Source organism: Kitasatospora sp. NPDC057936, assembly GCF_042887525.1.
Taxonomy (GTDB): domain Bacteria; phylum Actinomycetota; class Actinomycetes; order Streptomycetales; family Streptomycetaceae; genus Kitasatospora.
The window spans coordinates 97395-119855 of the sequence record NZ_JBHVPD010000001.1; the positions used below are offsets into that span (position 1 = coordinate 97395).

25 protein-coding genes are annotated in these 22461 nt (G+C 73.9%); 12 read left to right on the forward strand and 13 right to left on the reverse strand.

The window, feature by feature from the left end; all coding sequences use genetic code 11:
* The 3 genes from ACFVU9_RS00470 to ACFVU9_RS00480 form a co-directional block, all read right to left on the reverse strand.
* Nucleotides 1-321: a transposase gene (locus tag ACFVU9_RS00470; RefSeq protein ID WP_380436996.1), complete on the reverse strand. Its 321-nt coding sequence runs from the start codon at nucleotides 319-321 to the stop codon at nucleotides 1-3.
* Nucleotides 322-480: 159 nt separating this feature from the next.
* Nucleotides 481-735 (reverse strand): hypothetical protein, encoded by a 255-nt coding sequence (locus tag ACFVU9_RS00475; RefSeq protein WP_380436994.1) that lies wholly within the window; start codon nucleotides 733-735, stop codon nucleotides 481-483.
* Nucleotides 736-770: 35 nt separating this feature from the next.
* Entirely contained in the window at nucleotides 771-977 is a 207-nt protein-coding gene (locus ACFVU9_RS00480; RefSeq protein WP_380436992.1) for a hypothetical protein, read from the reverse strand.
* Between the two features lie 513 nt (nucleotides 978-1490).
* On the opposite strand from ACFVU9_RS00480, the gene ACFVU9_RS00485 reads away from it, so the two are divergent.
* Nucleotides 1491-2492, forward strand: coding sequence for a helix-turn-helix transcriptional regulator (locus ACFVU9_RS00485; protein ID WP_387588535.1), 1002 nt, complete (start codon nucleotides 1491-1493; stop codon nucleotides 2490-2492).
* Nucleotides 2493-2519: 27 nt separating this feature from the next.
* Here the strand turns inward: ACFVU9_RS00485 and ACFVU9_RS00490 are convergent, their stop codons facing one another.
* The 4 genes from ACFVU9_RS00490 to ACFVU9_RS00505 form a co-directional block, all read right to left on the reverse strand.
* On the reverse strand, nucleotides 2520-3479 hold the full coding sequence (locus ACFVU9_RS00490) for an MASE1 domain-containing protein (RefSeq protein WP_387588537.1): 960 nt from the start codon (nucleotides 3477-3479) through the stop codon (nucleotides 2520-2522).
* Between the two features lie 125 nt (nucleotides 3480-3604).
* Entirely contained in the window at nucleotides 3605-4420 is an 816-nt protein-coding gene (locus ACFVU9_RS00495; protein WP_380436986.1) for a PP2C family protein-serine/threonine phosphatase, read from the reverse strand.
* Nucleotides 4421-4568: 148 nt separating this feature from the next.
* On the reverse strand, nucleotides 4569-5930 hold the full coding sequence (locus tag ACFVU9_RS00500; RefSeq protein ID WP_387588539.1) for an MFS transporter: 1362 nt from the start codon (nucleotides 5928-5930) through the stop codon (nucleotides 4569-4571).
* Nucleotides 5927-6517 (reverse strand): TetR/AcrR family transcriptional regulator, encoded by a 591-nt coding sequence (locus ACFVU9_RS00505; protein ID WP_387588541.1) that lies wholly within the window; start codon nucleotides 6515-6517, stop codon nucleotides 5927-5929. Before ACFVU9_RS00505 ends, ACFVU9_RS00500 begins: the two co-directional genes overlap by 4 nt.
* 74 nt (nucleotides 6518-6591) lie before the next feature.
* Between ACFVU9_RS00505 and ACFVU9_RS00510 the strand changes: the two genes are divergently transcribed.
* Complete coding sequence (locus tag ACFVU9_RS00510; protein WP_380436980.1) at nucleotides 6592-6732, forward strand: hypothetical protein; 141 nt, start codon at nucleotides 6592-6594, stop codon at nucleotides 6730-6732.
* 58 nt (nucleotides 6733-6790) lie between these two features.
* On the opposite strand, the gene ACFVU9_RS00515 is transcribed toward ACFVU9_RS00510, so the two are convergent.
* Nucleotides 6791-6967: an antitoxin gene (locus ACFVU9_RS00515; RefSeq protein WP_380436978.1), complete on the reverse strand. Its 177-nt coding sequence runs from the start codon at nucleotides 6965-6967 to the stop codon at nucleotides 6791-6793.
* 256 nt (nucleotides 6968-7223) lie between these two features.
* Between ACFVU9_RS00515 and ACFVU9_RS00520 the strand changes: the two genes are divergently transcribed.
* The 5 genes from ACFVU9_RS00520 (at nucleotide 7224) to ACFVU9_RS00540 (ending at nucleotide 14816) form a co-directional block, all read left to right on the forward strand.
* On the forward strand, nucleotides 7224-8720 hold the full coding sequence (locus ACFVU9_RS00520) for a M28 family peptidase (RefSeq protein WP_387588715.1): 1497 nt from the start codon (nucleotides 7224-7226) through the stop codon (nucleotides 8718-8720).
* 112 nt (nucleotides 8721-8832) lie between these two features.
* Complete coding sequence (locus ACFVU9_RS00525; protein ID WP_387588543.1) at nucleotides 8833-10020, forward strand: alkene reductase; 1188 nt, start codon at nucleotides 8833-8835, stop codon at nucleotides 10018-10020.
* A gap of 228 nt (nucleotides 10021-10248) precedes the next feature.
* On the forward strand, nucleotides 10249-11655 hold the full coding sequence (gene lpdA, locus ACFVU9_RS00530; RefSeq protein ID WP_380492342.1) for a dihydrolipoyl dehydrogenase: 1407 nt from the start codon (nucleotides 10249-10251) through the stop codon (nucleotides 11653-11655).
* A 326-nt stretch (nucleotides 11656-11981) separates the two neighbouring features.
* Complete coding sequence (locus ACFVU9_RS00535) at nucleotides 11982-13148, forward strand: alanine--tRNA ligase-related protein (RefSeq protein ID WP_387588545.1); 1167 nt, start codon at nucleotides 11982-11984, stop codon at nucleotides 13146-13148.
* Between the two features lie 162 nt (nucleotides 13149-13310).
* On the forward strand, nucleotides 13311-14816 hold the full coding sequence (locus tag ACFVU9_RS00540; RefSeq protein ID WP_387588547.1) for a flavin-containing monooxygenase: 1506 nt from the start codon (nucleotides 13311-13313) through the stop codon (nucleotides 14814-14816).
* 34 nt (nucleotides 14817-14850) lie between these two features.
* Here the strand turns inward: ACFVU9_RS00540 and ACFVU9_RS00545 are convergent, their stop codons facing one another.
* On the reverse strand, nucleotides 14851-15702 hold the full coding sequence (locus tag ACFVU9_RS00545) for a hypothetical protein (RefSeq protein WP_387588549.1): 852 nt from the start codon (nucleotides 15700-15702) through the stop codon (nucleotides 14851-14853).
* A 73-nt stretch (nucleotides 15703-15775) separates the two neighbouring features.
* On the opposite strand from ACFVU9_RS00545, the gene ACFVU9_RS00550 reads away from it, so the two are divergent.
* Entirely contained in the window at nucleotides 15776-16306 is a 531-nt protein-coding gene (locus tag ACFVU9_RS00550) for a hypothetical protein (RefSeq protein ID WP_387588551.1), read from the forward strand.
* A gap of 240 nt (nucleotides 16307-16546) precedes the next feature.
* Nucleotides 16547-17446: a LysR family transcriptional regulator gene (locus ACFVU9_RS00555; RefSeq protein WP_387588553.1), complete on the forward strand. Its 900-nt coding sequence runs from the start codon at nucleotides 16547-16549 to the stop codon at nucleotides 17444-17446.
* A gap of 85 nt (nucleotides 17447-17531) precedes the next feature.
* Here ACFVU9_RS00555 and ACFVU9_RS00560 read toward each other — a convergent pair whose 3' ends face one another.
* Complete coding sequence (locus ACFVU9_RS00560; RefSeq protein WP_387588555.1) at nucleotides 17532-18326, reverse strand: alpha/beta fold hydrolase; 795 nt, start codon at nucleotides 18324-18326, stop codon at nucleotides 17532-17534.
* A 143-nt stretch (nucleotides 18327-18469) separates the two neighbouring features.
* Here ACFVU9_RS00560 and ACFVU9_RS00565 point away from each other — a divergent pair, with 143 nt between their 5' ends.
* Together ACFVU9_RS00565 and ACFVU9_RS00570 are read left to right on the forward strand one after the other, a co-directional pair.
* The gene (locus ACFVU9_RS00565) at nucleotides 18470-18925 is read left to right on the forward strand and encodes a MarR family winged helix-turn-helix transcriptional regulator (RefSeq protein WP_387588557.1); all 456 of its coding nucleotides are present in this window, start codon (nucleotides 18470-18472) and stop codon (nucleotides 18923-18925) included.
* Nucleotides 18926-19042: 117 nt separating this feature from the next.
* On the forward strand, nucleotides 19043-19663 hold the full coding sequence (locus ACFVU9_RS00570) for a hypothetical protein (RefSeq protein ID WP_380436958.1): 621 nt from the start codon (nucleotides 19043-19045) through the stop codon (nucleotides 19661-19663).
* A gap of 45 nt (nucleotides 19664-19708) precedes the next feature.
* Here ACFVU9_RS00570 and ACFVU9_RS00575 read toward each other — a convergent pair whose 3' ends face one another.
* From ACFVU9_RS00575 to ACFVU9_RS00585, 3 genes are all read right to left on the reverse strand, one after another.
* On the reverse strand, nucleotides 19709-20134 hold the full coding sequence (locus ACFVU9_RS00575; RefSeq protein WP_380492364.1) for an NUDIX domain-containing protein: 426 nt from the start codon (nucleotides 20132-20134) through the stop codon (nucleotides 19709-19711).
* A 56-nt stretch (nucleotides 20135-20190) separates the two neighbouring features.
* Nucleotides 20191-20661 carry a cyanase gene (gene cynS / locus ACFVU9_RS00580; RefSeq protein WP_380436955.1) on the reverse strand — a complete coding sequence of 157 codons (471 nt, stop codon included), beginning with the start codon at nucleotides 20659-20661 and terminating at the stop codon, nucleotides 20191-20193.
* Between the two features lie 109 nt (nucleotides 20662-20770).
* Nucleotides 20771-21355, reverse strand: coding sequence for a carbonic anhydrase (locus ACFVU9_RS00585; RefSeq protein WP_380436954.1), 585 nt, complete (start codon nucleotides 21353-21355; stop codon nucleotides 20771-20773).
* Between the two features lie 194 nt (nucleotides 21356-21549).
* On the opposite strand from ACFVU9_RS00585, the gene cynR reads away from it, so the two are divergent.
* Nucleotides 21550-22461 (forward strand): transcriptional regulator CynR, encoded by a 912-nt coding sequence (cynR, locus tag ACFVU9_RS00590; RefSeq protein WP_387588560.1) that lies wholly within the window; start codon nucleotides 21550-21552, stop codon nucleotides 22459-22461.

Below are 22461 nucleotides of genomic sequence, written 5' to 3' on the forward strand. Positions count from 1 at the left end.
TCAGCCTACGGTGAACTTGCCCGCCAGGCGCTGGTGGTGACGCATCGACGTCAGTTCCCGCAGTTGCAGGTAGGAGTCGCCCAGCGCGCTCTTGAGCATGCTGATCTCCTTCAGGAGCTGTAGCTCGCGGGTGTTCTGCTGGCCGTGGCCGGCGTCGAGGCCCTCGCGGCCGGCCTCGATGAAGCGGCGCTTCCAGCTGCTGATCGCCTGGTCGGAGACCCCGGCCCGCCGGGCCGCTTCGGCGGCGGTGACCTGACCGGAGAGGATCGACAGAACGATCGAGGCCTTCTCCTCGGACGGCAGTGCGGGTGGACGTGGCACTGGCGTGCTCCCATTCTTCGACTGGATCTCGTGGGGGAATTCCATGACCGGGAAGGGGCTTCGGGGCGGGCTGTCGCGCCATGTCCGTCAGGGTTCGATGCGGATTGATGTGCTGACCATCCGTCAGGATTCATTGTGGATCGACCTGCTGAATGTCCATCAGGGTTCGGTGCGGATCCATCCGCACAGCTCTGGTCGGGACAGGGCCCGGTCGACCGCCTCCTCGGCGGTGCCGGCGGCCGGAGCCTCGGGTGCGGAGAGCGTCAGCGTGGCGGCGGTCGGCGTCACCCCGGTCAGGGTGGCGGTCCAGGGGGCCGGCAGGAGGGAGATCAGGCGTACCGCAGCGGTCTCCGGCGCTGCTGCCGGCAGGGCCTGGGCGGTCGCCACGATCCGTACGTGCTGTTCGTAGGGCACGGGGGCCTCCAGGTCGAGTCGGATGGCGGCCCGGCTCAGCCCCAGTCGTGGACGTCGGGGGTGGCGGCGCCGGCCGGGGCGCCGCCGGTCACCGCAGCGGCGGGCTGCACCTGCTGCCCGGCCTGCGCGGCGCCCACGCCCACGAGTGCGATCAGTGCCGCGCCGAGCGCCGAACAGGCGTACAGGGGAAAGGACTTGCGGAGCCGGACGGAGGTGGCCGGGCTGGATTCGGTGCGGATCATGGACTGCATCTCCCTTTGATCCCTTGAGAAGGGCGAGGACTCCTGGTGCCTCGCACGAACAACTCTGACGACCGAGTGGAGACAGATCGAGCCTCGGGATGCGCAAGTTACTGCAAGCCGGTGTGCCGCATCCTGCAGGGGGCGGCCGCGGGCACCCGTACTGGATGACTGACTCCTGGGGCACCATCGCCGACTGGTATGCGGAACTCCTGCGGGCCGGTTCCGCTCTGAATGACTTCACACCGACCAGTCGACCATGCGCGCCGACCGCCTACGACTGCTAACTCCTTGGAATCGATCATCTAGTCTGTCGGGGTGCTCCTTCTCGTCAGGCGTCGCCACGTGGACCTGCTCCGCGTCACGAGCATGTCCTGTCGGCGCTTCGGCTGACCTTCGTTCCCGGCATCCGTTCCGCCGCCGGACAGGGCAGCTTTCCGGTTCGAACGATCTCGACGACTATTGGACTGGACCTTTGCGGTCCGTGGCGCGGTAAGCACCGACACGGGGGTGGGCATGCGACAGCGGCACCTGACGTTCCTGGGGGTCGCCCCGGACGACGAGGAGGCGTACCGGCTCCTCCTGCGCCGTGGCGAGACCACCCACGAGGAGCTCGCGGGTCACTTCGACACGGCCGACGGGGACCTCGGCGGGCGGCTGACCGGCCTCGGCCTGGCCCGGGAGACCGGGGACGGCGTGCTGCACCCGGTGTCGCCGGCGAAGGCCGTGGAGCACCTGGTGGAGTACGCGGTGGGCCTGCTGCGGTCCCGGCTGGAGGAGGAGGTCACCACCAGCCGCACGGTCGACGTGTTGATCGCCGAGCGGGGGGTGCAGGCGGCGGAGCGGCGCTCGGCCGGCCCCGATGCCTCGATCCGGCGTCTGGAGGGCATGGCGGAGGTGCGGGAGGTCATCGACGAACTCACCTTCTTCACCTGGACGGAGAGCCTCACGACGCACCCCGGCGGTGTGCTGAGCGCGGACACCATCGCGCACGCGCGCCCGCTGGACGAGCGGATCCTGCGCCGGGGCGTCCACATGCGAACGCTCCTGGGCGCGGCGGCCCTGGACGACCGGCCCACGATGGCCTACGCCCGCGAGCTGACCGCCCAGGGGGCGCAGATCCGCATCTCGCGCCAGCCGCTGGAGCGGCTCATCGTCTGCGACCGGGTCGCCGCCCTCACCCCCATCGACCCCGCCCACACGGCCAAGGGCGCCATCCTCGTCCGTGAGACGGGACTCGTCGCCGCGCTCGCCTCGCTCTTCGAACGCATGTGGGGCGCGGCGGAGGAACTCCCGCCCGAGGGGCCCGGCACCGGGCCGTCCGTCGAAGGCGTCAGCGAGCTGGAGCGGAGGATCCTCCAGACGCTGTACACGGCGGACAAGGACGAGAGCGGGGCGCGTGACCTCGGGATCGCGGTTCGGACCTACCGCAAGTACGTGGCCTCGCTGATGCGCCGGCTGGAGGCCGCCAACCGGTTCCAGGCGGCCCTCCTCGCCCGCGAGCGCGGCTGGATATGAGCCCCGGTGTCCCCACCACACGGGTGTCTACCGGCCGCCGTCGTCGGGGGGCAGCCACTGGCTGGTGTCCGCCTCGCCCGGGGCCAGCCGGTTCACCACCTCGGCGAGTTCGACGCAGGCCTGCTCGATGCGGCGGTAGGTGTTGCGCTGCTCGGCGATGATCGCGGACAGCAGCAGGCCCGTCAGCGCCGCGCACGCGTTGAGGGCCTGGAGCACCACCATGTCGGCGACGAGTCCATGGCGGGCGAACGGTCCGCTGCGGTCGGTGGCCGCGACGATCGCGAGCACCGAGATCAGGAGCACGCAGGGCGCCGCGCCGATCAGCCGGAAGCGCAGGGCCGCCCAGATCAGGAAGGGGAAGACCAGGAAGAGCAGGTTCACCGTGGTCGAGGTGGCGATCAGGGTGGCGGCGGCGGTTCCGGCCAGCAGCAGGACCGGCTCCACCCAGTCGAACGGGCCCGGATCGGCGGGCGGCCGGGCGGTGCGCAGCGCCAGCAGCAGCGGGGTGACCACCAGGACGCCCATCGCGTCGCCGGTCCACCAGGCCGACCAGGTGGACCAGAAACCGTCCGCCGGCAGCGAGCCGTTCAGGACCAGCACGGTGGTGCCGATGGTGGAGCTGACCAGCATGCCGGCGAACGCGCCGAGGAAGACGAGGGCCACCCCGTCGCGGAGCCGGTCCAGCTCGATCCGGAAGCCGACCCGGCGCAGCATGAGGTACGCGGCGACCGGCGCGAGCGTGTTGCCGGCGACGATGCCGAGCGAGCTCCAGTGCGCCGGCCCGATGGTGACGACCACCAGGTAGGCGCCCAGCGCGACGGCCGGCCAGATGCCGAGCCCGAGGAGCAGCAGGCAGGTGAGCGCGATCCCGGTCGGCGGCCACAGCGGGGTGACCTTGGCCCCGGCGATCACCACCTGGCGCAGCAGGCCGAGCCGGCCGGCGGCGAGGTAGACGGCGGTGACCGCGAGCAGTCGTATGGCGGTCACCGCCAGGTCACGGGGGGAACGGGGGCGGAACGGCGTAGTCAGCGGCACGGCAGCATCTCACTACGCCCGGTCGGCGATGCGGCGTGTGACACGCGTGGCCTGCCCCGGGGCCCGGCCGGGAGCCGCTAGCGGTCGTGGCGCAGGACCAGGACGGCGGCGTCGTCGGCGTGTCCGGTGAGGTCGGCCACCCGGAGCACGGCGGCGGCCAGTTCGTCCGGGTCGGCCCCGACCCGCTCCCGCAGGACGGCCGCGACCTCGTCCAGCCCGGCCTCGATGGGGAACGCGGGGCCCTCGACCACGCCGTCGGTGACCAGCGCCATGACCCCGCTCCCGGTGAGCCTGTGGTGCGTCACGGGGTACGTCGCGCCGGGCAGGACGCCCAGCGGGGGCCCGCCCTCGTCGGCGCAGTGGCCCCAGCGGCCGTCGCGGTTGGCCCACACGGGCGGGACGTGGCCGGCGCGGGCGTGCGACAGGTCCCCGGTGACCGGGTCGTAGCGCAGGAAGCTGCAGGTGGCGAAGCGGCGGCTGTCCAGGGATATCAGCAGGTCGTTGGCCCGGGCGAGGACCTCGCCGGGGTCGGCGGCGGTGGCCGCCACCGCGCGCAGGCCGACCCGGACCTGGCCCATGAGCGCCGCCGCCTCCACGTCGTGGCCCTGGACGTCGCCGAGCGAGAAGGCCAGGGAGCCGTCGGGCAGGGGGAAGCCGTCGTACCAGTCGCCGCCGACGCTCAGGCCGTGCCGGGCCGGCGCGTACCGGGCCGCGGCCCGCAGTTCCGGCCGCTGCGGCAGGGCGGCCGGCAGCAGCTCCCGCTGGAGCGCCTCGGCCAGCTCCACCTGGGCCCGCTGGAGCTCGGCGTGCGCCAGGGCGCGCGCCGTGAGTCCTTCGAGCTGGGTCAGCAGGGCGTCGGCGCTCGGATGGCTGGCGGGGCGGCGTCGGCTCATCGGCCCTCCGGCCGTCGGGGCGGTGGTGGTCAGGGCCAGCCTATGTCGGCCGAACGGGTGAGGGCCGGTCGAGCGCGGTGCCCCGGGCGAGCGCTCGGCGCGGCCCGGGCAGGCGCGCGGGCGGTTCGACGGGGCTCGTCGAGGCCGCTCAGCGCCCCTCCGGCACGACCGCGCCCCGTTCTGCGCCGGGGATGCGGGTGGCCAGCAGCGCGCCGCCCGTGGCGACGGCGGCCAGGGCGAGGCCCGCGGGGCCGAGCGCCGTGCCGACGGCGGCGGGTCCGGCGACGGTGGCCGCCAGCGCCACCCCGAGGGCGGGGCCGACGTTCATGGCGGTCTGCTGGAGGCCGCCCGCGACCCCGGCCCGGGAGGCGGCCGTGCCGCGCACGACGATGGCCGTGGCGGTGGCCATCACCGCGCCGAACCCGGCGCCGAGCAGGAGGAAGCCGGCCCCCGTCCCGACCGGCCCGGAGGACCGGTCGAGCCGGGAGATCAGCAATACGCCCAGGGCGACCAGCAGCATGCCCGACACGACGGTCTCCCTGGCACCGTGACGGTTCGCCAGCCAGGTGGAGGCGGGCGCCGCGAGCACTATCGTCACGGCGAGCGGCAGCGCCCGCAGTGCACTCTGCAACGGGTCGAGGGCGAGGACGTCCTGCAGGAAGTAGGTGGCGAGGAAGAGCGTCCCGGAGAGCGCCGCCGACGCCGCGAGCAGGGCGCCCAGCACGGGCGTCACCCCGGCGGAGCGCAGTACGGCCGGGGGCAGCAGCGGACGGGCGGTGCGCCGCTCGTGCCGGGCGAACGCGAGGCCGAGGACGGTGGCGGCGGCCAGGCCGAGCGTGCTGCCCCGGGAGGGCAGGCCGACCAGGGACTGGACGAGGCAGCCGAGGGTGAGCGCGAGCAGTGCCGCGCCCGGCAGGTCGAGCCCGCCGGTGTCCGCGCCGCGCACGGGCCCCGGCATCGGGACGGTGAGGGCGAGCAGTCCGGCGGCAGCGGCGGGCAGGAGGGTGAGGAAGAAGACCGCCCGCCAGCCGAGGTGTGCGGTGAGCGCGCCGCCGAGGAGCGGTCCGACGGCGGCCGCGAGCCCGATCGCGCTGGTGCGCAGGGCGATCGGCCCGGCGAGCCGCTCGCCGGGGAACACCGCGCGCAGCATGCCGAGGGTCGCGGGTTGCAGCAGGGCCCCCGCGACGCCCTGCGCGACCCTGAGGGCGATCACCCACCCGATCCCCGGCGCCAGGCCGATCCCGGCCGAGGCGGCGGCGAAGCCCGCCACTCCGGCGCCGAACACGCGCCGGTGCCCGTACCGGTCGCCCAGGCGGCCCGCGAAGACCAGCAGGGCGGCGACGGCGACGAGGTAGCCGGTGCTGGTCCACTGGACGGCCGCGGCGGTGGTGTGGAGGTCGCGCTGGAGGCTGGGCTGGACGACGGACAGCACGGTGCCGTCCAGGGCCACGACGACGGCGCCGGTGATGCTCGCGGCGAGCGTGAGCCGCTCGCGCCGGGCGGCGCTCACCGCTGTGCCGGGGCGCCGAGGTGGGCGTCGACGATCGCCGTCAGGAGCGGCTCCACGTCGTCGTCGCCGGTGAGCAGCCGCAGGCTGCCCCAGGCGCGCAGCTGGGCGAGGCCGTGCAGGTTCGCGAGCAGGGCGACGGCCGTGGTGCCGCTGTCGCGCTCGGGGCGGGCCTCGCCGACCAGGCGGGCGAAGGTGCGGAAGAGCGGCAGCGAGGTCGAGCGGAGGTCGGCCCCGCTGCCCTCCAGCAGGTCGTGGCGGAACATCAGCTCGAACATGCCGGGGTTGGCGGCGGCGAAGCGCAGGTGGGCGCGGGCGAGCCCGGTGAGCCGGTCGCGGGGCGGGAGGCCGTCGGTGGCGGCGAGGGTGTCGGCCGCGGCGAGGGTGTCGGTGAGCTTGCCGAAGCCGTGCCGGGCGATGGCGGCGAGCAGTTCGCGGTGGGTGGGGAAGTAGCGGCGCGGCGCGCCGTGCGAGACGCCGGCCCGGCGGGCGATCTCGCGCAGGCCGAGCGCCTGGACGCCGTCCCGGGCCAGCAGTTCGACTCCGGCGGCCACCAGGCGGGTGCGGAGGTCCTTCTCCTCTTCGGTCATGGACACTGTCTACCAGGGCCGAGTAGACAGTGTCTACTCGCCATGGCGCAGCGCCGGGCGGCACAATCGGCGGCATGGACGAAGGCGGAGAGGCGGCCTGCTGGCTGGACCGGGTCTGCCCGGAGTGCGGACGGCTGCGCGAGCGGGCCGGGGCCGAACCGTGCGAGAACTGCGGCGCGGTGCCGGAGCCCGAGGGGGTCGCCGGACACGACTGAGCCCCGGCGCGGCACGGCGGCCGGACCGGGGCGTCAGCTTCAGGGGACAGCGGCGGGCCTACTGCGGCGGCTGGTCGCGGAACTGTTCCTTGAGCTTGTCCTGGGCGGTGTCCACCTGGCTGCCGTACTTGCCCTCGGTGCGTTCGTCGAAGGCGTCGCCCGCCTTGTCGACGCCCTTCTCGGCCTGGTCCTCGTGGCCCTTGAGCAGGCTCTTGAGCTTATCCATCATGGACATGGTCACACTCCTGGAAGAGAGTCCCCCACCTCTCCAGCATCACCGAGCGGTGACCGGTCCGCATCCCGTCGCGCCGCGGCGCCCTCCCCCCGGACGGACGCGGCGGTCTTGGCAGGCCTGGTGACGGTCATGTCAAATCGGAGTCCACGGACCGTCGGAAGGACCCGCCTTGACGCTGCGCACCCGCCGCCCGCGCACCCGCCGCCCGCGCACCCGCCGTACGAGAACCCCGCTCGCCCACCCCGCCGGAGCCGCGGTGACGGCGACCGCCCTGGCCGTGCCGCTGCTGCTCGCCGGGGCGGGCACCGCGGGCGCCGACCCGGACCCGGCCCGCCGGGGTGCGCAGCTCGCGGCCCGGCTGGTCGACCGGAGCAGCGCCGACGACGCCCTCGACACGCTCCGGGCCCTCCAGCGGATCGCCGACCGCAACGGCGGCACCAGGGCAGCCGGCTCGCCGGGCCACGAGGAGTCCGCCCGCTACGTCTACGAGCAGGCCCGCCGGGCCGGGCTCAAGGTCTCGCGGCAGGAGTTCTTCTACACGTTCTTCGAGGCGCGGACCCAGCGCCTCGACGTCGTGTCACCACAGGCCGAGCAGGTGCCGGTGATCGCCATGACGTACTCGCCGAGCGGCCCGGAGGCGGGCGTGAAGGGCGAGTTGGCGGTCGTGCCGGTCGGCCCGGCCACCGGCTGCGCGGCCGCCGACTACCCGGAGGGGGAGTTCACCGGCCGGATCGCGCTGATCCGGCGCGGGGGCTGCGGCTTCGCCGTCAAGCAGGCCGCGGCGGCAGCGGCGGGCGCGGCCGGCGCGATCGTCTACAACAGCGCGGACGGCGACCTGAACGGGACGCTCGGCGAGCCGAACGCGGTGCGGATCCCCGTCGGCGGCGTCTCGAAGGCGGCGGGGGAGGCGCTGGCGGCGAAGGCGGCGGCCGGACCGGTCGAAGTGAGCCTGGACATCCGCACGTTCACGGAGCCGCGCACCACGTGGAACGTCCTCGCCGAGACCCGCGGCGGCGACGAGAACAACACCGTCTTCGTCGGCGCCCACCTCGACTCCGTCCCGGCCGGCCCGGGTGTCAACGACAACGGCTCCGGCTCGGCGGGCATCCTGGAGGTCGCCCGCAACCTCGGTGTCCGGCCGGTGCGGAACAAGGTCAAGTTCGCCTGGTGGTCCGCCGAGGAGTTCGGGCTCAAGGGGTCGGAGGCGTACGTCAAGTCGCTGGCGGAGGCGGACCGGAAGAAGATCCGGCTCTACCTCAACTTCGACATGATCGCCTCCCCGAACCACGCCCAGTTCGTCTACGACGGCTCCGGCAGCACCGGCGGCGGCGCCGGTCCCGCGGGCTCGGCGCAGATCCAGCGGCACATCTCCGACTTCCTCGACCGCCGCGGCGTGCCGCACGAGCCGGTGGCCTTCAACGGGCGTTCCGACTACGGCCCGTTCATCGACGCGGGCATCCCGGCGGGCGGCACCGACACCGGCGCCGAGGTCGTCAAGTCGGCAGCGCAGCAGGCCCGTTACGGCGGCACGGCGGGCGTCGCCTTCGATCCCTGCTACCACCAGGCCTGCGACGGCCTGGACAACCTCGACCGGGACGCGTTCGACACGAACATCGCCGTGATCGCCCACGCCGTCGGCACGTTCGCGTGGGACCTCGGCGAACTCGACCGGCCCGCAACCGTGTCGCCCCAGGCGGGCGGCGGCGCCGGGGGCGGCCTCGGCGAGGACCACGCCCACGAGGTGGCGGCCTGACGACCGGGTGGGCCCGCTGCCGTCCTCGGGCGGCGGGCCCACCCGGCCGTCAGCCCGGCCCCCGGCCACCGCACTTGAAGCTGACACCGGTGTGAGCTTCTACGGTTCCGGCATGACGACGAAGACGACGAAGACGGCGAAGACGACGAAGACGACGCACAAGAACGCTACGAACACGGCGAACACGACGGCGACGAACGCGAACACGGCGAACACCCGCACCCCCGGCCTCTTCCAGCCCGCCGACCTCGGCCCGCTGCACCTCCCCAACCGCCTCGTGATGGCCCCGATGACCCGCACCCGGGCCGGCGCCGACGGCGTCCCGCAGCCGATCATGGCCACCTACTACGCCCAGCGCGCCACCGCCGGACTGATCATCGCCGAGGCCGCCACCCCGAACAGGGTCGGCCGCACCTACGCCGACATCCCGGCGATCCACGCCGACGAGCACGTCACCGGCTGGCGCACGGTGACCGACGCCGTGGCCGCGGCGGGCGGACGGATGTTCCTCCAGCTCCAGCACGGCGGCCGGATCGGCCACCCCGAGAACAGCGGACTGCACCCCGTCGCCCCCTCGCCGGTCGCGCTGCCCGAGACGATCCACACCCCGGGCGGCCACCGCGAGTCCGTCGTCCCGCGCGAGCTGACCGCCGCCGAGATCGGCCGGACGGTCGCCGACTTCGCCGCCGCCGCCCGCAGGGCCGTCGAGGCCGGGTTCGCCGGCGTCGAGGTGCACGGCGCCAACGGCTACCTGCTGCACCAGTTCCTCGCCCGGAACACCAATCGCCGCACCGACGGCTACGGCGGCCCGGTGGCGAACCGGATCCGCTTCGTCGTCGAGGTGGTCCGCGCCGTCGCCGCCGAGATCGGCCCGGAGCGCGTCGGCCTGCGGGTGTCGCCCGGCTTCACCGGCCAGGGCATGGCGGAGGGCGACACCGCGGCGATCTACCGCGCCCTGACCGGCGAACTCGCCGGTGACGGCCTCGCCTACCTGCACGTCGTCTTCGCCGACCCCGAGGACGCCGTCTTCCAGGAGATCCGCAAGGCCTGGCCCGGCACCCTCATCGCCAACCCCGTGCTCGGCTGGGGGCAGCCGCTGCCCGAGGACGGCGGCCTGGCCGCCGCCGGGCGCCTGCTCGCGGCCGGTGCCGACCTGATCTCCTTCGGCCGCGGCTTCCTCGCCAACCCCGATCTGGTCGAGCGCCTGCGCACCGGAGCGCCGCTCAACCCCCTGCGCGACGGCCTGATGTACACGGGCGGCGCCGAGGGGTACACCGACTACCCGGCGCTCGCCGGGTGACCCGCCGGCGGCGGGCCCGGCGTCGAACGCGCGAACCCGTCCGCCGGCCCACCCCGGTGACCTGCGACATCGATCACGGAGGCGGACACCACTGACAATTGCGCCCCCGGACGGGTACGGTGCCGCGCGGAGCGTGCCCGCCGAGACCCGGTGGGTGCGCCAGGCCCGGTCCTGCCACCATGGGACCGAGATCAGGACCACCGTGACACCCTCGGAGGAGTCAGCACCATGAGCACGCACTACGACGTCGTCGTCCTCGGCGCGGGCCCCGGCGGTTACACCGCCGCCGTCCGCTCCGCCCAGCTGGGCCTGAAGACCGCGATCATCGAGGCCAAGTACTGGGGCGGCGTCTGCCTCAACGTCGGCTGCATCCCCTCCAAGGCCCTGCTGCGCAACGCCGAGCTGGCGCACATCTTCACCAAGGAGGCCAAGACCTTCGGCATCAAGGTCGAGGGCCGGGTGAGCTTCGACTTCGGCGAGGCCTTCCGCCGCAGCCGCGCCGTCGCCGACGGCCGCGTCAAGGGCGTCCACTACCTGATGAAGAAGAACGGCATCACCGAGTACGACGGCTGGGGCACGTTCGTCGACGACCACACCCTCCAGGTCGCGCTCAGCGGCGGCGGCTTCGACGTCGTCACGTTCGACCACTGCATCATCGCGGCCGGTGCCACCACCCGCCTGCTGCCCGGCACCAGCCTGAGCGAGCGCGTGGTCACCTACGAGGAGCAGATCCTCACCGAGCAGCTGCCCGAGAGCATCATCATCGCGGGCGCCGGCGCGATCGGCGTCGAGTTCGCCTACGTGCTGCACAACTACGGCGTGAAGGTCACCATCGTCGAGTTCCTGGACCGCGTGGTGCCGCTGGAGGACGTCGAGGTCTCCACCGAACTCGCCAAGCAGTACCGCAAGCTGGGCATCGAGGTGCTGACCTCGACCCGCGTCGAGTCGATCGACGACAGCGACCCGAACGCCAAGGTGCGCGTCACCGTCACCAAGGACGGGCAGCAGCAGGTGCTGGAGGCCGACAAGGTGCTCCAGGCGATCGGCTTCGCGCCGCGCGTCAACGGCTACGGCCTGGAGAACGCCGGCGTCAAGCTCACCGACCGCGGCGCCATCGCGGTCGACGGCCGCGGCCGCACCAGCGCCGGGCACATCTTCGCGATCGGCGACGTGACCGCCAAGCTGATGCTGGCCCACGCCGCCGAGACGATGGCCGTGATCGCCGCCGAGACCATCGGCGGGGCGGAGACCATGGAGGTCGACTTCGCCATGATCCCGCGCGCCACCTACTGCCAGCCGCAGATCGCCTCCTTCGGCTACACCGAGGCCCAGGCCCGCGAGCTCGGCTACGACGTCAAGGTCGCCAAGTTCCCCTTCACCGCCAACGGCAAGGCGCACGGCCTCGGCCACCCGATCGGCTTCGTCAAGGTGATCTGCGACGACACCCACGGCGAACTGCTCGGCGCGCACCTGATCGGCCCCGAGGTCACCGAGCTGCTCCCCGAGCTGACGCTCGCCCAGCAGTGGGACCTCACCGTCCACGAGGTCGCCCGCAACGTCCACGCGCACCCGACGCTCGGCGAGGCCGTCAAGGAGGCCATCCACGGCCTGGCCGGCCACATGATCAACATGTGACGTCCGCCGCGTGAGGACGGCTCCCGGGGTCCGAAGGCAGCCTCGGGAGCCGTCGTGCGGGTGAGCGGCGTGCGCACGGAAAACGGTTGGCACGCGGTGTGCCCGGGGCGTTAACCTCGGTGGCATGGACGTCATGGACCGAAGCACCACCGCAGCCGCGCGAGCGACCAGCTCGCCGGTTGCCGCCGCCTGACGTACCCCCTCCCCCCGGCGACCGGAAACGGTCCGCCGGTGGTGCCTTCGAGGTGTTCCCTCCTCGGTTCCGACGATCGCGTGGACTCGTTGTCCGGTGCCTCCGCCCGGCCCGCACGCGAAGGAGCCACCCCATGAACACCGACCAGCTCGTCCGTACCTTCATCGAGTACTACGAGGACCGCGGCCACCACCGCATCACCGGCTCGACCCTGCTGCCCCCGCCCGGAGACCCGGTGCTGTTCACCACCTCCGGCATGCACCCCCTCACGCCCCACCTGGAAGGGCGCCCGCACCCGCTCGGCCGGCGCCTGGTCAACGTGCAGCGCTGCCTGCGCACCACGGACCTCGACGAGGTCGGCGACCGCACCCACCTGACCGTCTTCGAGATGCTCGGCACCTGGTCCCTCGGCGACTACGAGGGCCCGCAGAGCCTCGACTGGGGCTACGGGCTGCTCACCGACGGCCTCGGCGTCGACCCCGGCCTGCTCCACGTCACCGTCTTCGGCGGCGACGACCGGGTCGGCCCCGACACCGGCTCGCTGGAGCTCTGGCAGGACCGCGGCGTCCCCGTCGAGCTCACCGTCGAGGACAACTGGTGGTCCAACGGCCCGACCGGGCCCTGCGGCCCCGACTCCGAGATCTTCCTGTGGACCGGCGACACCCCGCCGCGGTCGACGCCCACGCAGGACGACCGCTGGGTCGAGGTGTGGAACCACGTCATGATGCGCCACCGCCGCCTCGACGACGGCTCGCTCGTCCCGCTCCCGCAGCGCAACGTCGACACCGGCCTCGGCCTGGAACGGCTCTCCTCGCTGCTCCAGGGCCGCGGGTCGGTCTTCGAGTGCGACGTCTTCGACCCCTGGCGCCGCCTCCTGCCGACCCTCTGGGAGCTCGACGAGCCGTCCCTTCGCCTCGTCTCCGACCACCTCCGCTCGGGCATCGTCGTCATCGGCGACGGCGTCCGCCCGTCCAACACCGGCCGCGGCTACGTCCTGCGCCGCCTGCTGCGCCGGGTGCTCACCGTGCTGCGCCGCGACGACCCGCAGCGCGGACTCGGCGACCTGCCGGACGAGTTGATCCGCCACACCCTGGACCGCTTCCGCCAGGACGTGGACCCGGACGTCGTCCGCCGGATCCTCCTCGACGAGGAGCACCGCTTCGGCCGGCTCCTGGACCGCGGCCGGCAGGTGCTCTCCCGCCCCCGCTTCCGCGGCCCGCTCACCGAGGACGACCTCCACTACCTCCACGACACCCACGGCCTGCCCCGCGAGCTCGTCCTGGACCTCCGGCCGCGGTGACCCGGCCGGGACGGTGGATCCCCGTGCCGGGCGGCGGGGATCCATCGTCCCGGCGCCCGGCGGGTGGCGGGCGGCCACGGAGGCGGGGTGGAACGTTTCGGCGTCCTCGGGAGATGCTCGTCACCGACATGTCCCGAGCACCGCGACGGCCAGGAGGCACGAGTGACGACCAGGACCACCAGCGAGGCGCCCGGCACGGACGTCGACGTGCTGATCATCGGTGCCGGCATCTCGGGCATCGGCGCCGCCTGCCACCTCAAGGCGCGCCGCCCCGGCACGTCCTTCGCCGTCCTGGAGGCGCACGACGCGATCGGCGGCACGTGGCGCCAGTTCCGCTACCCCGGGATCCGGTCCGACTCGGACATGCCGACCTTCGGCTTCGGCTTCCGGCCGTGGACGAGCCGGAAGTTCCTCGCGGACGGCGACAGCATCCTGGACTACCTGCGGGAGACCGTCACCCGGTTCGGGATCGCCGGGCGGATCCGCTTCGGACACCGGGTGACCGGCGCGGAGTTCTCGTCGGAGACGGGACGCTGGACGGTCACCGCCGAGACGGCCGGGAGCGCGGCGCCGGTGACCTTCACCGCCCGCTTCCTCTTCCTCGGCACCGGCTACTTCGACCACGAGGCGGGCTACGCACCGGAGTTCACCGGCCTCGACGACTTCGAGGGCCGGGTCGTCCACCCGCAGCACTGGCCGCAGCACCTCGACCACGAGGGCAAGCGCGTCGTCGTGATCGGCAGCGGCGCCACCGCCGTCACGCTCGTCCCGGCGCTGGCCGTCCGCGCCGGGCACGTCACGATGCTCCAGCGCTCGCCTGGCTACGTGCTCTCGGCCCGGGCCGAGGACGGCATCGCCGCCGTGCTGCTGCGGCTGCTCGGCCCCCGGCTCGCCCACCGGATCGTGCGCCGCAAGAACATCCTGCTCGGCCGCGGCCTCTACCGGGCCTGCATGCGCGCGCCGAAGCTGATGCGCCGCGTGCTGATCGCCGACGTCCGCCGCCGACTGCCGAAGGACTTCGACGTCGACACGCACTTCACGCCGCGCTACGACCCGTGGGAGCAGCGGCTGTGCATCGTGCCCGACGGCGACCTGTTCAAGGCGATCTCGGCCCGGCGGGCCTCGGTGGTCACCGACCGGATCGAGCGGTTCACCAGGACGGGCGTCCTGCTCGCCTCCGGCCGGGAGCTCGCCGCCGACCTCGTGGTGACGGCCACCGGGCTCGCCCTGTCGCCGTTCGGCAAGGTGCGGCTGAGCGTCGACGGCCGGCCGGTCGACCCGGCGGACACGACGGTCTACAAGGCGATGATGCTCTCCGGCGTGCCCAACCTCGCGTTCGCCTTCGGCTACACCAACCTCTCCTGGACGCTCAAGGTCGACCTCGTCTGCCGGCACTTCTGCCGCCTGCTCGACCATATGGACGCCCACGGGCACGGCATCGTCGAACCCGTCCTGGACGATCCGCTCGTGGAGCGCGTGCCGTTCCTGGACCTGAGCTCCGGCTACGTCCAGCGCGGGATCGCGGCCTTCCCGCGCGCGGGCACGCGCGGGCCGTGGACGGTCGAGATGGCGTACGAGAAGGACGTCGAGCGGCTGGTCGAGGGGCCGGTGACGGACCGGGCGCTGCGGTTCACGGCCGTCAAGTCGTCCTCGGCGGAGGCCCGCTGAGCCAGGGCGTTTGCAACGGATCGAAGGGCACGCCCTACGTGGACCAGCCGGGCGCGTCCGCCGCGGCGAGTGCGTCCCATGCGGGCGCCCCGCCGGGGAGGGGCCAGGCGACGGTGGGCGCGCTCTCCAGCTCGGCCCGGGCGGCGGCCTCGCCGAGCGCGTGCAGCGCGGCCCGGCGGGCGCGGTCGCCGTGGCGTTCGAGGCGCGGCACGCGCGCCGCGGCCTCGTCGGCCCGGCGGGTCCGCCGCGCCGGGTCCAGGCCGCGGGTGAGCACCACGTACGGCGGGCGGACGCCCTCGGCGCGGGCGGCCAGCAGCCGGTCGTGGCCGTCGAGGAGGACGTAGCCGTCCAGGGCGCTGACCCGCCAGAGCAGGACGGGGGCGAGGGTCCCATCGCGGACGTGCTTGCGGTGTGCCCGGACCCTGGCGTCGGCCGGGTCGCCCGGCGGGCGCAGCGGGACGACGCCGTTCCAGCCGGGGCAGTCCCAACCGACGTGGGCGGCGGGCCAGTCGGTGACGAGTTCCGCGGGGCGGGCGTCCGGCGGCAGGTCCCCGCTGCGCAGGAGCCACCGGCCGGCGTGCAGGGGCCCGTGCGCCGCCCGTTCGAGGTGGTCGGCGAATTGGTGCAGCCAGTCGGGCCGCCGGCGCATGCAGGCCGCGCTGATGGGCGGGACCGGCGACCGGTACCGGCCGGTGCGGTGCACCGCGACGCCCCAGTGGCCGGGCTCGACCCGGCCGAGGAGCAGCGTCGTGACGCCCTGCCGGAGCACCAGTCGGCCACCGTCGGCGCACTCGACCCGCAACCCTGGCTCACGCGGCCCGGCGGCGTCCAGCGAGAGCGCGGGGCGGTGGGTGTCGTACGAGAGGTCGTTTCGTCGCGCGCGCATGGCGGCGCTCACCCTACTACCGGTGACGGGTTGTCCGTTGGCGCGGTGGGAAGCGAAACTGGGGCCCGTGGACATGGGGATCTCAGGTTTCAGCCCGACCTTTCTCGTCGGGATCGACGCGGTTCGGCAGCGGCACGCCGCTCGCCTGGCGGGGCTCGTCGGGCGGCGGCTGACGGGCTTCGCCGTGGTGCGCTTCGCCGAGGACGGGGACTGGTTCGCCGACTGCCCGGTGGTGCTGGACTTCGACGGCGCCCGGGTGGAGGTCTGCCACTCGAAACTCCACGACCTCTCGATCGGCTGGGACACGATCGACACGTCCGCGGCCGTCTCGGGGTGGGAGCAGTCCGAGTTCACGCCGGAGTGGTCCCACCGGGACGACCGCCTCGAACCGTTCGTCGGCCGGGAACTGCGGGGCGTCGCGCTCGTCGAACGGCGACCGCCGTCGGGACGCTGCTACCTGGACGTCGGCACGGTCGGGGTGGAGTTCGACTTCGGCGACGGTCACGAGGCGCGCCGCCTGCGGATCGTCAACGGCCTCGACGAGAACGGGATCGAGCTCGGGGAGCCGGAGCCGGGCTCCGTCCGGCACGAGCTCGGCGACTGAGCCGGCCGGGCGGGGTCAGGGCGCGCTCCCGCTCGGTCCGGTGGCCGTCCCGCTGCCGTCCGTTCGGTGCGCCAGGTCGGGGGCGTCCGGTCTCCCGGGCCCCGCATCGCACCGAACCCGAGCGATCGGCTTTCGGTGCTCCCCCGATGAGAACGACCTGGCGCACTCCGCCAACTCTGGATTCGATCACCGCGAAGCACAAGTGAATCCCTGTGGACCACACCTCGTAGCATCACTGAGATGTTGAACCTCGAACGCCTGCGGGTGCTGCACGCGGTGGCGACGACCGGATCCGTCGTGGGCGCCGCACGGCTCCTGCACGTCACCACCTCGGCCGTCTCGCAGCAGATGGCACGGCTCGAACAGGAGACCGGCACCGACCTGGCGGAACGTCAAGGCCGGGGCATCCGCCTGACCGAGGCCGGCACCCTCCTCGCCGGGCAGGCCGCGGAACTCCTCGAACAGGCCGAGCGCATCATGGCGACGATGGCGCAGCACCGCGGAACGGTGGCCGGCAGCCTCACGATCGCCGCCTTTCCCACCGCCGCCCGCGCGCTGCTCCCGCCCGCTCTGCGGGCTCTGCGGTCGCGGTACCCGGAGCTGACGGTGTCGGCGCGGGAGCAGGAGCCCTGCGAAGCCGTCCCGGCGGTGCGGCGCGGACTGCTCGACCTGGCCGTGGGCGAGGACTGGACCGACGATCCGCGGTCCTTGCCCCAGGGGCTGGACCGCCGCGCTCTCCTCGACGACACCTACGACGCCGCCCTGCCCCCGGAGCACCGGCTCGTCGGCCGCCGGGCGCTGAGCCTGGACGACCTCGCCGATGAGGACTGGATCACCTCGAGAGACGGGCAGCTGTGCCACGAATGGCTGGTGCGCAGCCTCGGGAGGGCCCGTATCGCCCACACCGCCTCGGAGCACGCGACGCAGATGGCGCTGGTGGCGGCTGGACTCGGCGTCGCCATCATCCCGCACCTCGGACGTGAGCCGATCACCGCTCCGGTGCGGTTCGTGCCCGTTGCGGACGCCCCGCGGCGCCGGGTCTTCGCCGTGTGGCGCTCCGCCTCGGCCGCGCGTCCCGCCATCGGCGCCGTGGTCGATGCCCTGGTCGAAGCCTGCTCGGCCGTCCAAGGGCGACCGTAGAAGGCCCCCGCCGATCCGGTGCCGCCGGGCTCGGGGCCGCCACCGGTGCGGCCGCTGCCGCCTCGGCCGCGTGCGGCCGGCGGACCTACCGCGCCGGCTCCAGTGCCTGGCGGCGGTCCACGTAGTCGGCGAGGAGGGTGAAGAGCAGGGCCGGGTCCTCGAACGGGAGGCCGTGTCCGCCCGGGAGCTCGACGTATTCGGCTCCCTCGACGGCGGCGGCCAACTCGCGCTGGTGGTGGGTCGGGACGATCCGGTCGTCCGCGCTCGCCACCACGAGGGTGGGGGCGGTGACGCGGCCCGCCGCCTCGCGCAGGTCGACGCGGGAGTCCAGTTCGATCTGGCCGAGTACGCGGTCGTCGAGCATGGCCGTGACGCCGGCGGCCATCTCGGCGAACTGCTCCTCGTCGAGGGCGCCGAGCAGGCCAGGCCCCATCGCGGCGAGGATCAACTCGCGGGCCAGGAGGCCCGGGTCGGTGCGCAGCAGGCGCGCCCACAGGTCGAACATGAACGCCTCGCGCGGCGTCGTCCGGAGCCAGCCGGCGTGCAGGGCGAGCGAGGTGACGGCCCCGGGGTGCCGGGCGGCTACGGCCGTGGCGACGACGGCGCCGATCGAGTGGCCGGCCAGGTGGAAGCGGTCGAGGCCGGCCGCGCGGGCGGTGGCGGCGACCCGGTCGGCGAGGTCGTCCAGGTCGAGCGGTGCGGGGTCCGTGGCGGTGGCGCCCGCGCCGGGCAGGTTCGGGGCGACGACGGTGTACCGGTCGCGCAGGAGGTCGATGAGACCGCCCCAGTTGGAGGTGGCGTCGGCGCCGGTGCCGTGGATCAGCACGAGGCCCGGTCCGGACCCGGCGACGACGTGGTCGAGCGGTGCGCGGCTGGACATGGGGTGCCTCCAGGAGTGGCGGGGAGTGGGAATGGCAGAGACCTTACATGTAACAGAGCTCTGATGGTCAACAGGGCTCTTATGAATATCAGGGGTCTATCATGAGCCAGGGTGCGATGAGCCGGTGGCGTAGGATCGCCCCCATGGAGATGCCGCTCACCGAACGCCTCGGCCTGCACATCAAGCGGGTCGAACAGGAGCTGATGGCGGCCAAGCACGCGGCGCTCCGGCCCCTCGGGCTGACGGTGCCGCAGTACGTCGCGCTGTACACGCTCGACGAGCACCCGGGCCTGTCCGCCGCCGCGCTCGCCCGCGCCTGCCTGGTCACGCCGCAGACCATCGCCACCGTGCTCGCCAACCTCGAAGCCAAGGCCCTGATCACCCGGCGGCCGCACCCCTGGCACCGCAAGGTGACGGAGCTGCGCCTCACCGAGGAGGGAAAGGCCCTGCTGGTGCGCGCCGACGCGGAGGCCGTCGCCATCGAACGCCGGATCGCCGACGGCTTCAGCGCCGAGGAACGCGCCCTGCTCGTCGACCTCCTGGCCCGCGCGTCGAACCGCCTGAGCGCCGAGCCGTCGCCGGCGGTGCCCGGCGACTGACCCGGTGGCCGGCCCGGCGCCCGGCGACTCGCCCCGCCGTCAGGGCCCTTCGCATGCGGCGCAGTCCGGGGCGGCGCCCGGCTGTACGATGCGCGCCGAGCGAGTGGAGGAGCCGGGGTGTACTGGGCCGGACTGTTGTTGTGCGTCCTGCTGGGCGGGGAGATCGGCGCGATCGTGGCGGGCATCGCCGCCGACGACGTCGGGACGACCGTCACGCTGACGGTGGTCGGCGCGAACCTGGTGCCGTGGACGGCGTTGGGGGCCATCGCCCTGCTCGTCGCCGGCTCCCGGCGGCGCGCGGCGGCGGGCACGGAGCCGCCCCGGCTGGAGCCGGCGATGGCGCGGATCGAGGCGTCCCGGGCGACCGGCGAGGGCCCGGACATCCCGCTGCGCCTGGACCTGACGGTCGCGCCGACGGGCGGCCGCGCGTACCGGGCCGACGCGACGGTGGTCGTGAACCTGATGGACCTGGACGACTTCCGGGTCGGGCGCACCGTCGTGGTGGACCACGATCCGGCGCGGCCGTGGGACGTCCGGGTGCGTCGGCGGCCGGGGGCGGAGTTCGCCGGGCGGGTCGCGCTCACCAAGATCGACACCGCGCCGCCGGAGACCCGGCAGAGCGCACCGCGGGTGTCCGCCGCCGCGGGCGGCCGGGGCGCCCGGGCGGCGCGCTTCGGGCTGATGGCGACCGGGGTGGGGGCGCTGCTCTCGCTGGTGCCGTTCCACGGCCTCTACTGATCCACTGCCGGGCGCGTGGCCGGCCGTTCACGGCCGACCGGTCGCCTACCAGCGCAGGAGCAGGCCGGTGGCGGCGAGGTGGTCGAGGACCTGCCGGGCGGCGGGGCTGGCGCGCGGGTGGTCGCCGTGGGTGAGGTGGGCGATCTCGGCGATCTCGCCGTGCGGTGCGGGGACGCCGGTGTGGTCGGCGGTGTAGCAGGCGGTGCGGACGACGGTTCCGGCGGGCTTGCCGTCCGCCGGGGCCCGCGTGATCAGCAGCGGCGTGACGGTCGCCGGGTCGAGGGCGACGCCGAGTTCCTCGCGGACCTCCCGGACGAGGGCCTGTTCGTCGGTCTCGCCGGGCTCGGGTTTGCCGCCGGGCAGGTAGTACAGCTCGCGGCCCCGGGTGCGGGCGGCGAGGAGACGGCCGTCCTCGACCCGGATCCAGGCGACCTTGTCGATGACCGTGTTCGTACGCGGGCCGAAGTCCATGGCGGGTTCCTCAGGAAGAAGGGGGGCGGGCCCGGTCGGGCCCGCCCCCATCAGGGTCAGAACGGCTTGGTCGGCAGGTACTTGCCGTCCAGGGTGATGACGGCGCGCTCGCCGCCCTCGGGGTCGGCGACCTTCTTCACGTCGAGCTTGAAGTTGATCGCGGAGATGATGCCGTCGCCGAACTCCTCGTGGACCAGGGCCTTCAGGGTGGTGCCGTAGACCTGGAGCATCTCGTAGAAGCGGTAGATCGTCGGGTCGGTGGGGACGGTGCCGGGGATCGAGCCGCGGGTCGGGATGGTCTGGAGGAGCATCACCGCGTCCTCGTCCAGGCCCAGCAGCTCGGCGACGGCCTTCGCGGAGGACTCCGGCAGGGCGTGCTGGCCGAGGACGGCGGCGGTGGTGAAGGCGACCGACAGGCCGGAGACGTCGGCGATCTGCTGCCAGGAGAGGTCCTTGCGGGTCTTGGCGTCGACGGCGGCGACGGCGAGGGCCTGGCGGGCGGTCGGGTCGAACTGGGCGTGCACCACGGGTGGTTCCTTTCGGTGGGCGCCGCTCACGCGCGTCGTGCGCGCGGTGCGGGCGGGATCATGGGGGCCGGGAGGCGCCGAACGGGGCCGCCCGGAAGTGGAGTCGGCGTCAGGCGGCGAGCGGGGCGGTGGCCCGGAGTTCCTCGACGCGGCCGGTGGCGATGTCGAAGACCCAGCCCCGCAGGGTGATCCGGCCCCCGGCCAGGGCGCGGGCCACCGACGGGTGGGTGGCGAGGTTCGCCAGCTGGGCGAGCACGTTCTGCCGGACCAGGGCCGGCACGTCCTCGGTGGTGGCGGTGCGGGCCACCGAGGCGTCGGCGAGCCGCAGCCAGTCGGCGACGGCCGGCGCACCGCTCAGGTCGTGGCCGTGGGCGAGCGCCGTCATGGCACCGCACGCGGAGTGGCCGCAGACGACGACCTCCCGCACGCCCAGCGCGGCGACGGCGTACTCGATGCTCGCCGCGACGCCGTCGGCGCCGGGGGTGTAGGCGGGCACGAGGTTGCCGGCGGTGCGGATGACGAACAGCTCGCCGGGCTCGCACCCGGTGATCAGCTCGGGGACGACGCGGGCGTCGGAGCAGCCGATGAACAGCGTGTGGGGTGCGTGGTGGGCGGCCAGGTGGGCGAAGAGCTCCTTCTTGGCCGGGAAGACGTCCCGCTGGAACTGCGCGAGGCCCTCGGTGAGGTCGGGCATGAGGTCACTCCCTTTCATGGCGGCCGGGCATTCATGACGGCCGGGCTTTCGTGCGGCCGGGGCTTTCGTGTGGCCGGGCCTTCGCAGCGGCCCGGCCCGTCGGGCCTTGGTGAGATCCACCATGCATGACCTGTGCCTATAGTGTCCAAGACGCATGAACCATGGTTTCCATCGATGCCGTCTATAGTTGCTCCATGGCCCTGGAACTGCGCCACCTGCGCTACCTGCTCGCCGTGGCCGAGCACGGCAACTTCACCCGCGCCGCCGAAGAGCTGCACATCTCCCAGCCGACGCTGTCCCAGCAGGTCAAACAGCTCGAACGGACCCTCGGCACGCAACTGCTGGACCGCACCGGCCGCACCGTGCGCCTCACCGACGCCGGCGAGGCGTACGCCCACCACGCGCGCGGCGCGCTGCGGGACCTCGCCGCCGCCGAGCGGGCCGTCCACGACGTGCAGGACCTCTCGCGCGGCCGGCTGCGGCTCGCCGTCACCCCGACGTTCACCGCCTACCTCGTCGGCCCGCTCGTCGCCGAGCTCCACACCCGCCACCCCGGCATCGCCCTGACCGTGCGGGAGGCGACCCAGGACCGCATCGAAACCGGCTTGCTGGCCGACGAGTTCGACCTCGGCATCGCCTTCGAGGGCCCCCACCCGGCGGGCCTCACCGCCACCGCGCTGTTCACCGAGACGCTCACCCTGGTCACCGGCCCGCACCACCCCGCCGCCGGCCCGGCCGGCCGGCCGCTGCCGGTCCGGGAGCTCGCCGATCGGCAACTCGCCCTGCTCAGCGCGGACTTCGCCACGCGCGGCCACATCGACGGGTACTTCGCGCGGCACCGCATCAGCCCGCGCATCGCCGTCGAGGCCGACTCCATCCAGGCGCTCACCGAGGTCGTGCAGCGCACGCCGCTCGCGACCGTCCTGCCCGACGCCGTCACCCACGACCACCCCCGCCTCACCCCCGTCCCGCTCGACCCGGCCCTCCCGACCCGCGCCGTCGCCCTCCTGCGGCGCACCGACGCCTACGAGAGCGCCGCCGCCCGGGCCTTCACCCGCCTCACCCACGACCTCGTCCGCATGCGCGGCTACCCGCCCGTCGCCTGA

What these genes read in the sequence shown, in the direction of transcription:
- lpdA (WP_380492342.1), top strand. Translation starts at nt 10,249, where the DNA reads ATGAGCACGCACTACGACGTCGTCGTCCTCGGCGCGGGCCCCGGCGGT.
- ACFVU9_RS00545 (WP_387588549.1), bottom strand. Translation starts at nt 15,702, where the DNA reads ATGCGCGCGCGACGAAACGACCTCTCGTACGACACCCACCGCCCCGCG.
- ACFVU9_RS00510 (WP_380436980.1), top strand. Translation starts at nt 6,592, where the DNA reads ATGGACGAAGGCGGAGAGGCGGCCTGCTGGCTGGACCGGGTCTGCCCG.
- ACFVU9_RS00515 (WP_380436978.1), bottom strand. Translation starts at nt 6,967, where the DNA reads ATGTCCATGATGGATAAGCTCAAGAGCCTGCTCAAGGGCCACGAGGAC.
- ACFVU9_RS00525 (WP_387588543.1), top strand. Translation starts at nt 8,833, where the DNA reads ATGACGACGAAGACGACGAAGACGGCGAAGACGACGAAGACGACGCAC.
- ACFVU9_RS00585 (WP_380436954.1), bottom strand. Translation starts at nt 21,355, where the DNA reads ATGCCCGACCTCACCGAGGGCCTCGCGCAGTTCCAGCGGGACGTCTTC.
- ACFVU9_RS00575 (WP_380492364.1), bottom strand. Translation starts at nt 20,134, where the DNA reads ATGGACTTCGGCCCGCGTACGAACACGGTCATCGACAAGGTCGCCTGG.
- ACFVU9_RS00505 (WP_387588541.1), bottom strand. Translation starts at nt 6,517, where the DNA reads ATGACCGAAGAGGAGAAGGACCTCCGCACCCGCCTGGTGGCCGCCGGA.
- ACFVU9_RS00550 (WP_387588551.1), top strand. Translation starts at nt 15,776, where the DNA reads ATGGGGATCTCAGGTTTCAGCCCGACCTTTCTCGTCGGGATCGACGCG.
- ACFVU9_RS00560 (WP_387588555.1), bottom strand. Translation starts at nt 18,326, where the DNA reads ATGTCCAGCCGCGCACCGCTCGACCACGTCGTCGCCGGGTCCGGACCG.
- ACFVU9_RS00495 (WP_380436986.1), bottom strand. Translation starts at nt 4,420, where the DNA reads ATGAGCCGACGCCGCCCCGCCAGCCATCCGAGCGCCGACGCCCTGCTG.
- ACFVU9_RS00565 (WP_387588557.1), top strand. Translation starts at nt 18,470, where the DNA reads ATGGAGATGCCGCTCACCGAACGCCTCGGCCTGCACATCAAGCGGGTC.
- ACFVU9_RS00485 (WP_387588535.1), top strand. Translation starts at nt 1,491, where the DNA reads ATGCGACAGCGGCACCTGACGTTCCTGGGGGTCGCCCCGGACGACGAG.
- cynR (WP_387588560.1), top strand. Translation starts at nt 21,550, where the DNA reads ATGGCCCTGGAACTGCGCCACCTGCGCTACCTGCTCGCCGTGGCCGAG.
- ACFVU9_RS00480 (WP_380436992.1), bottom strand. Translation starts at nt 977, where the DNA reads ATGATCCGCACCGAATCCAGCCCGGCCACCTCCGTCCGGCTCCGCAAG.
- ACFVU9_RS00535 (WP_387588545.1), top strand. Translation starts at nt 11,982, where the DNA reads ATGAACACCGACCAGCTCGTCCGTACCTTCATCGAGTACTACGAGGAC.
- ACFVU9_RS00555 (WP_387588553.1), top strand. Translation starts at nt 16,547, where the DNA reads ATGTTGAACCTCGAACGCCTGCGGGTGCTGCACGCGGTGGCGACGACC.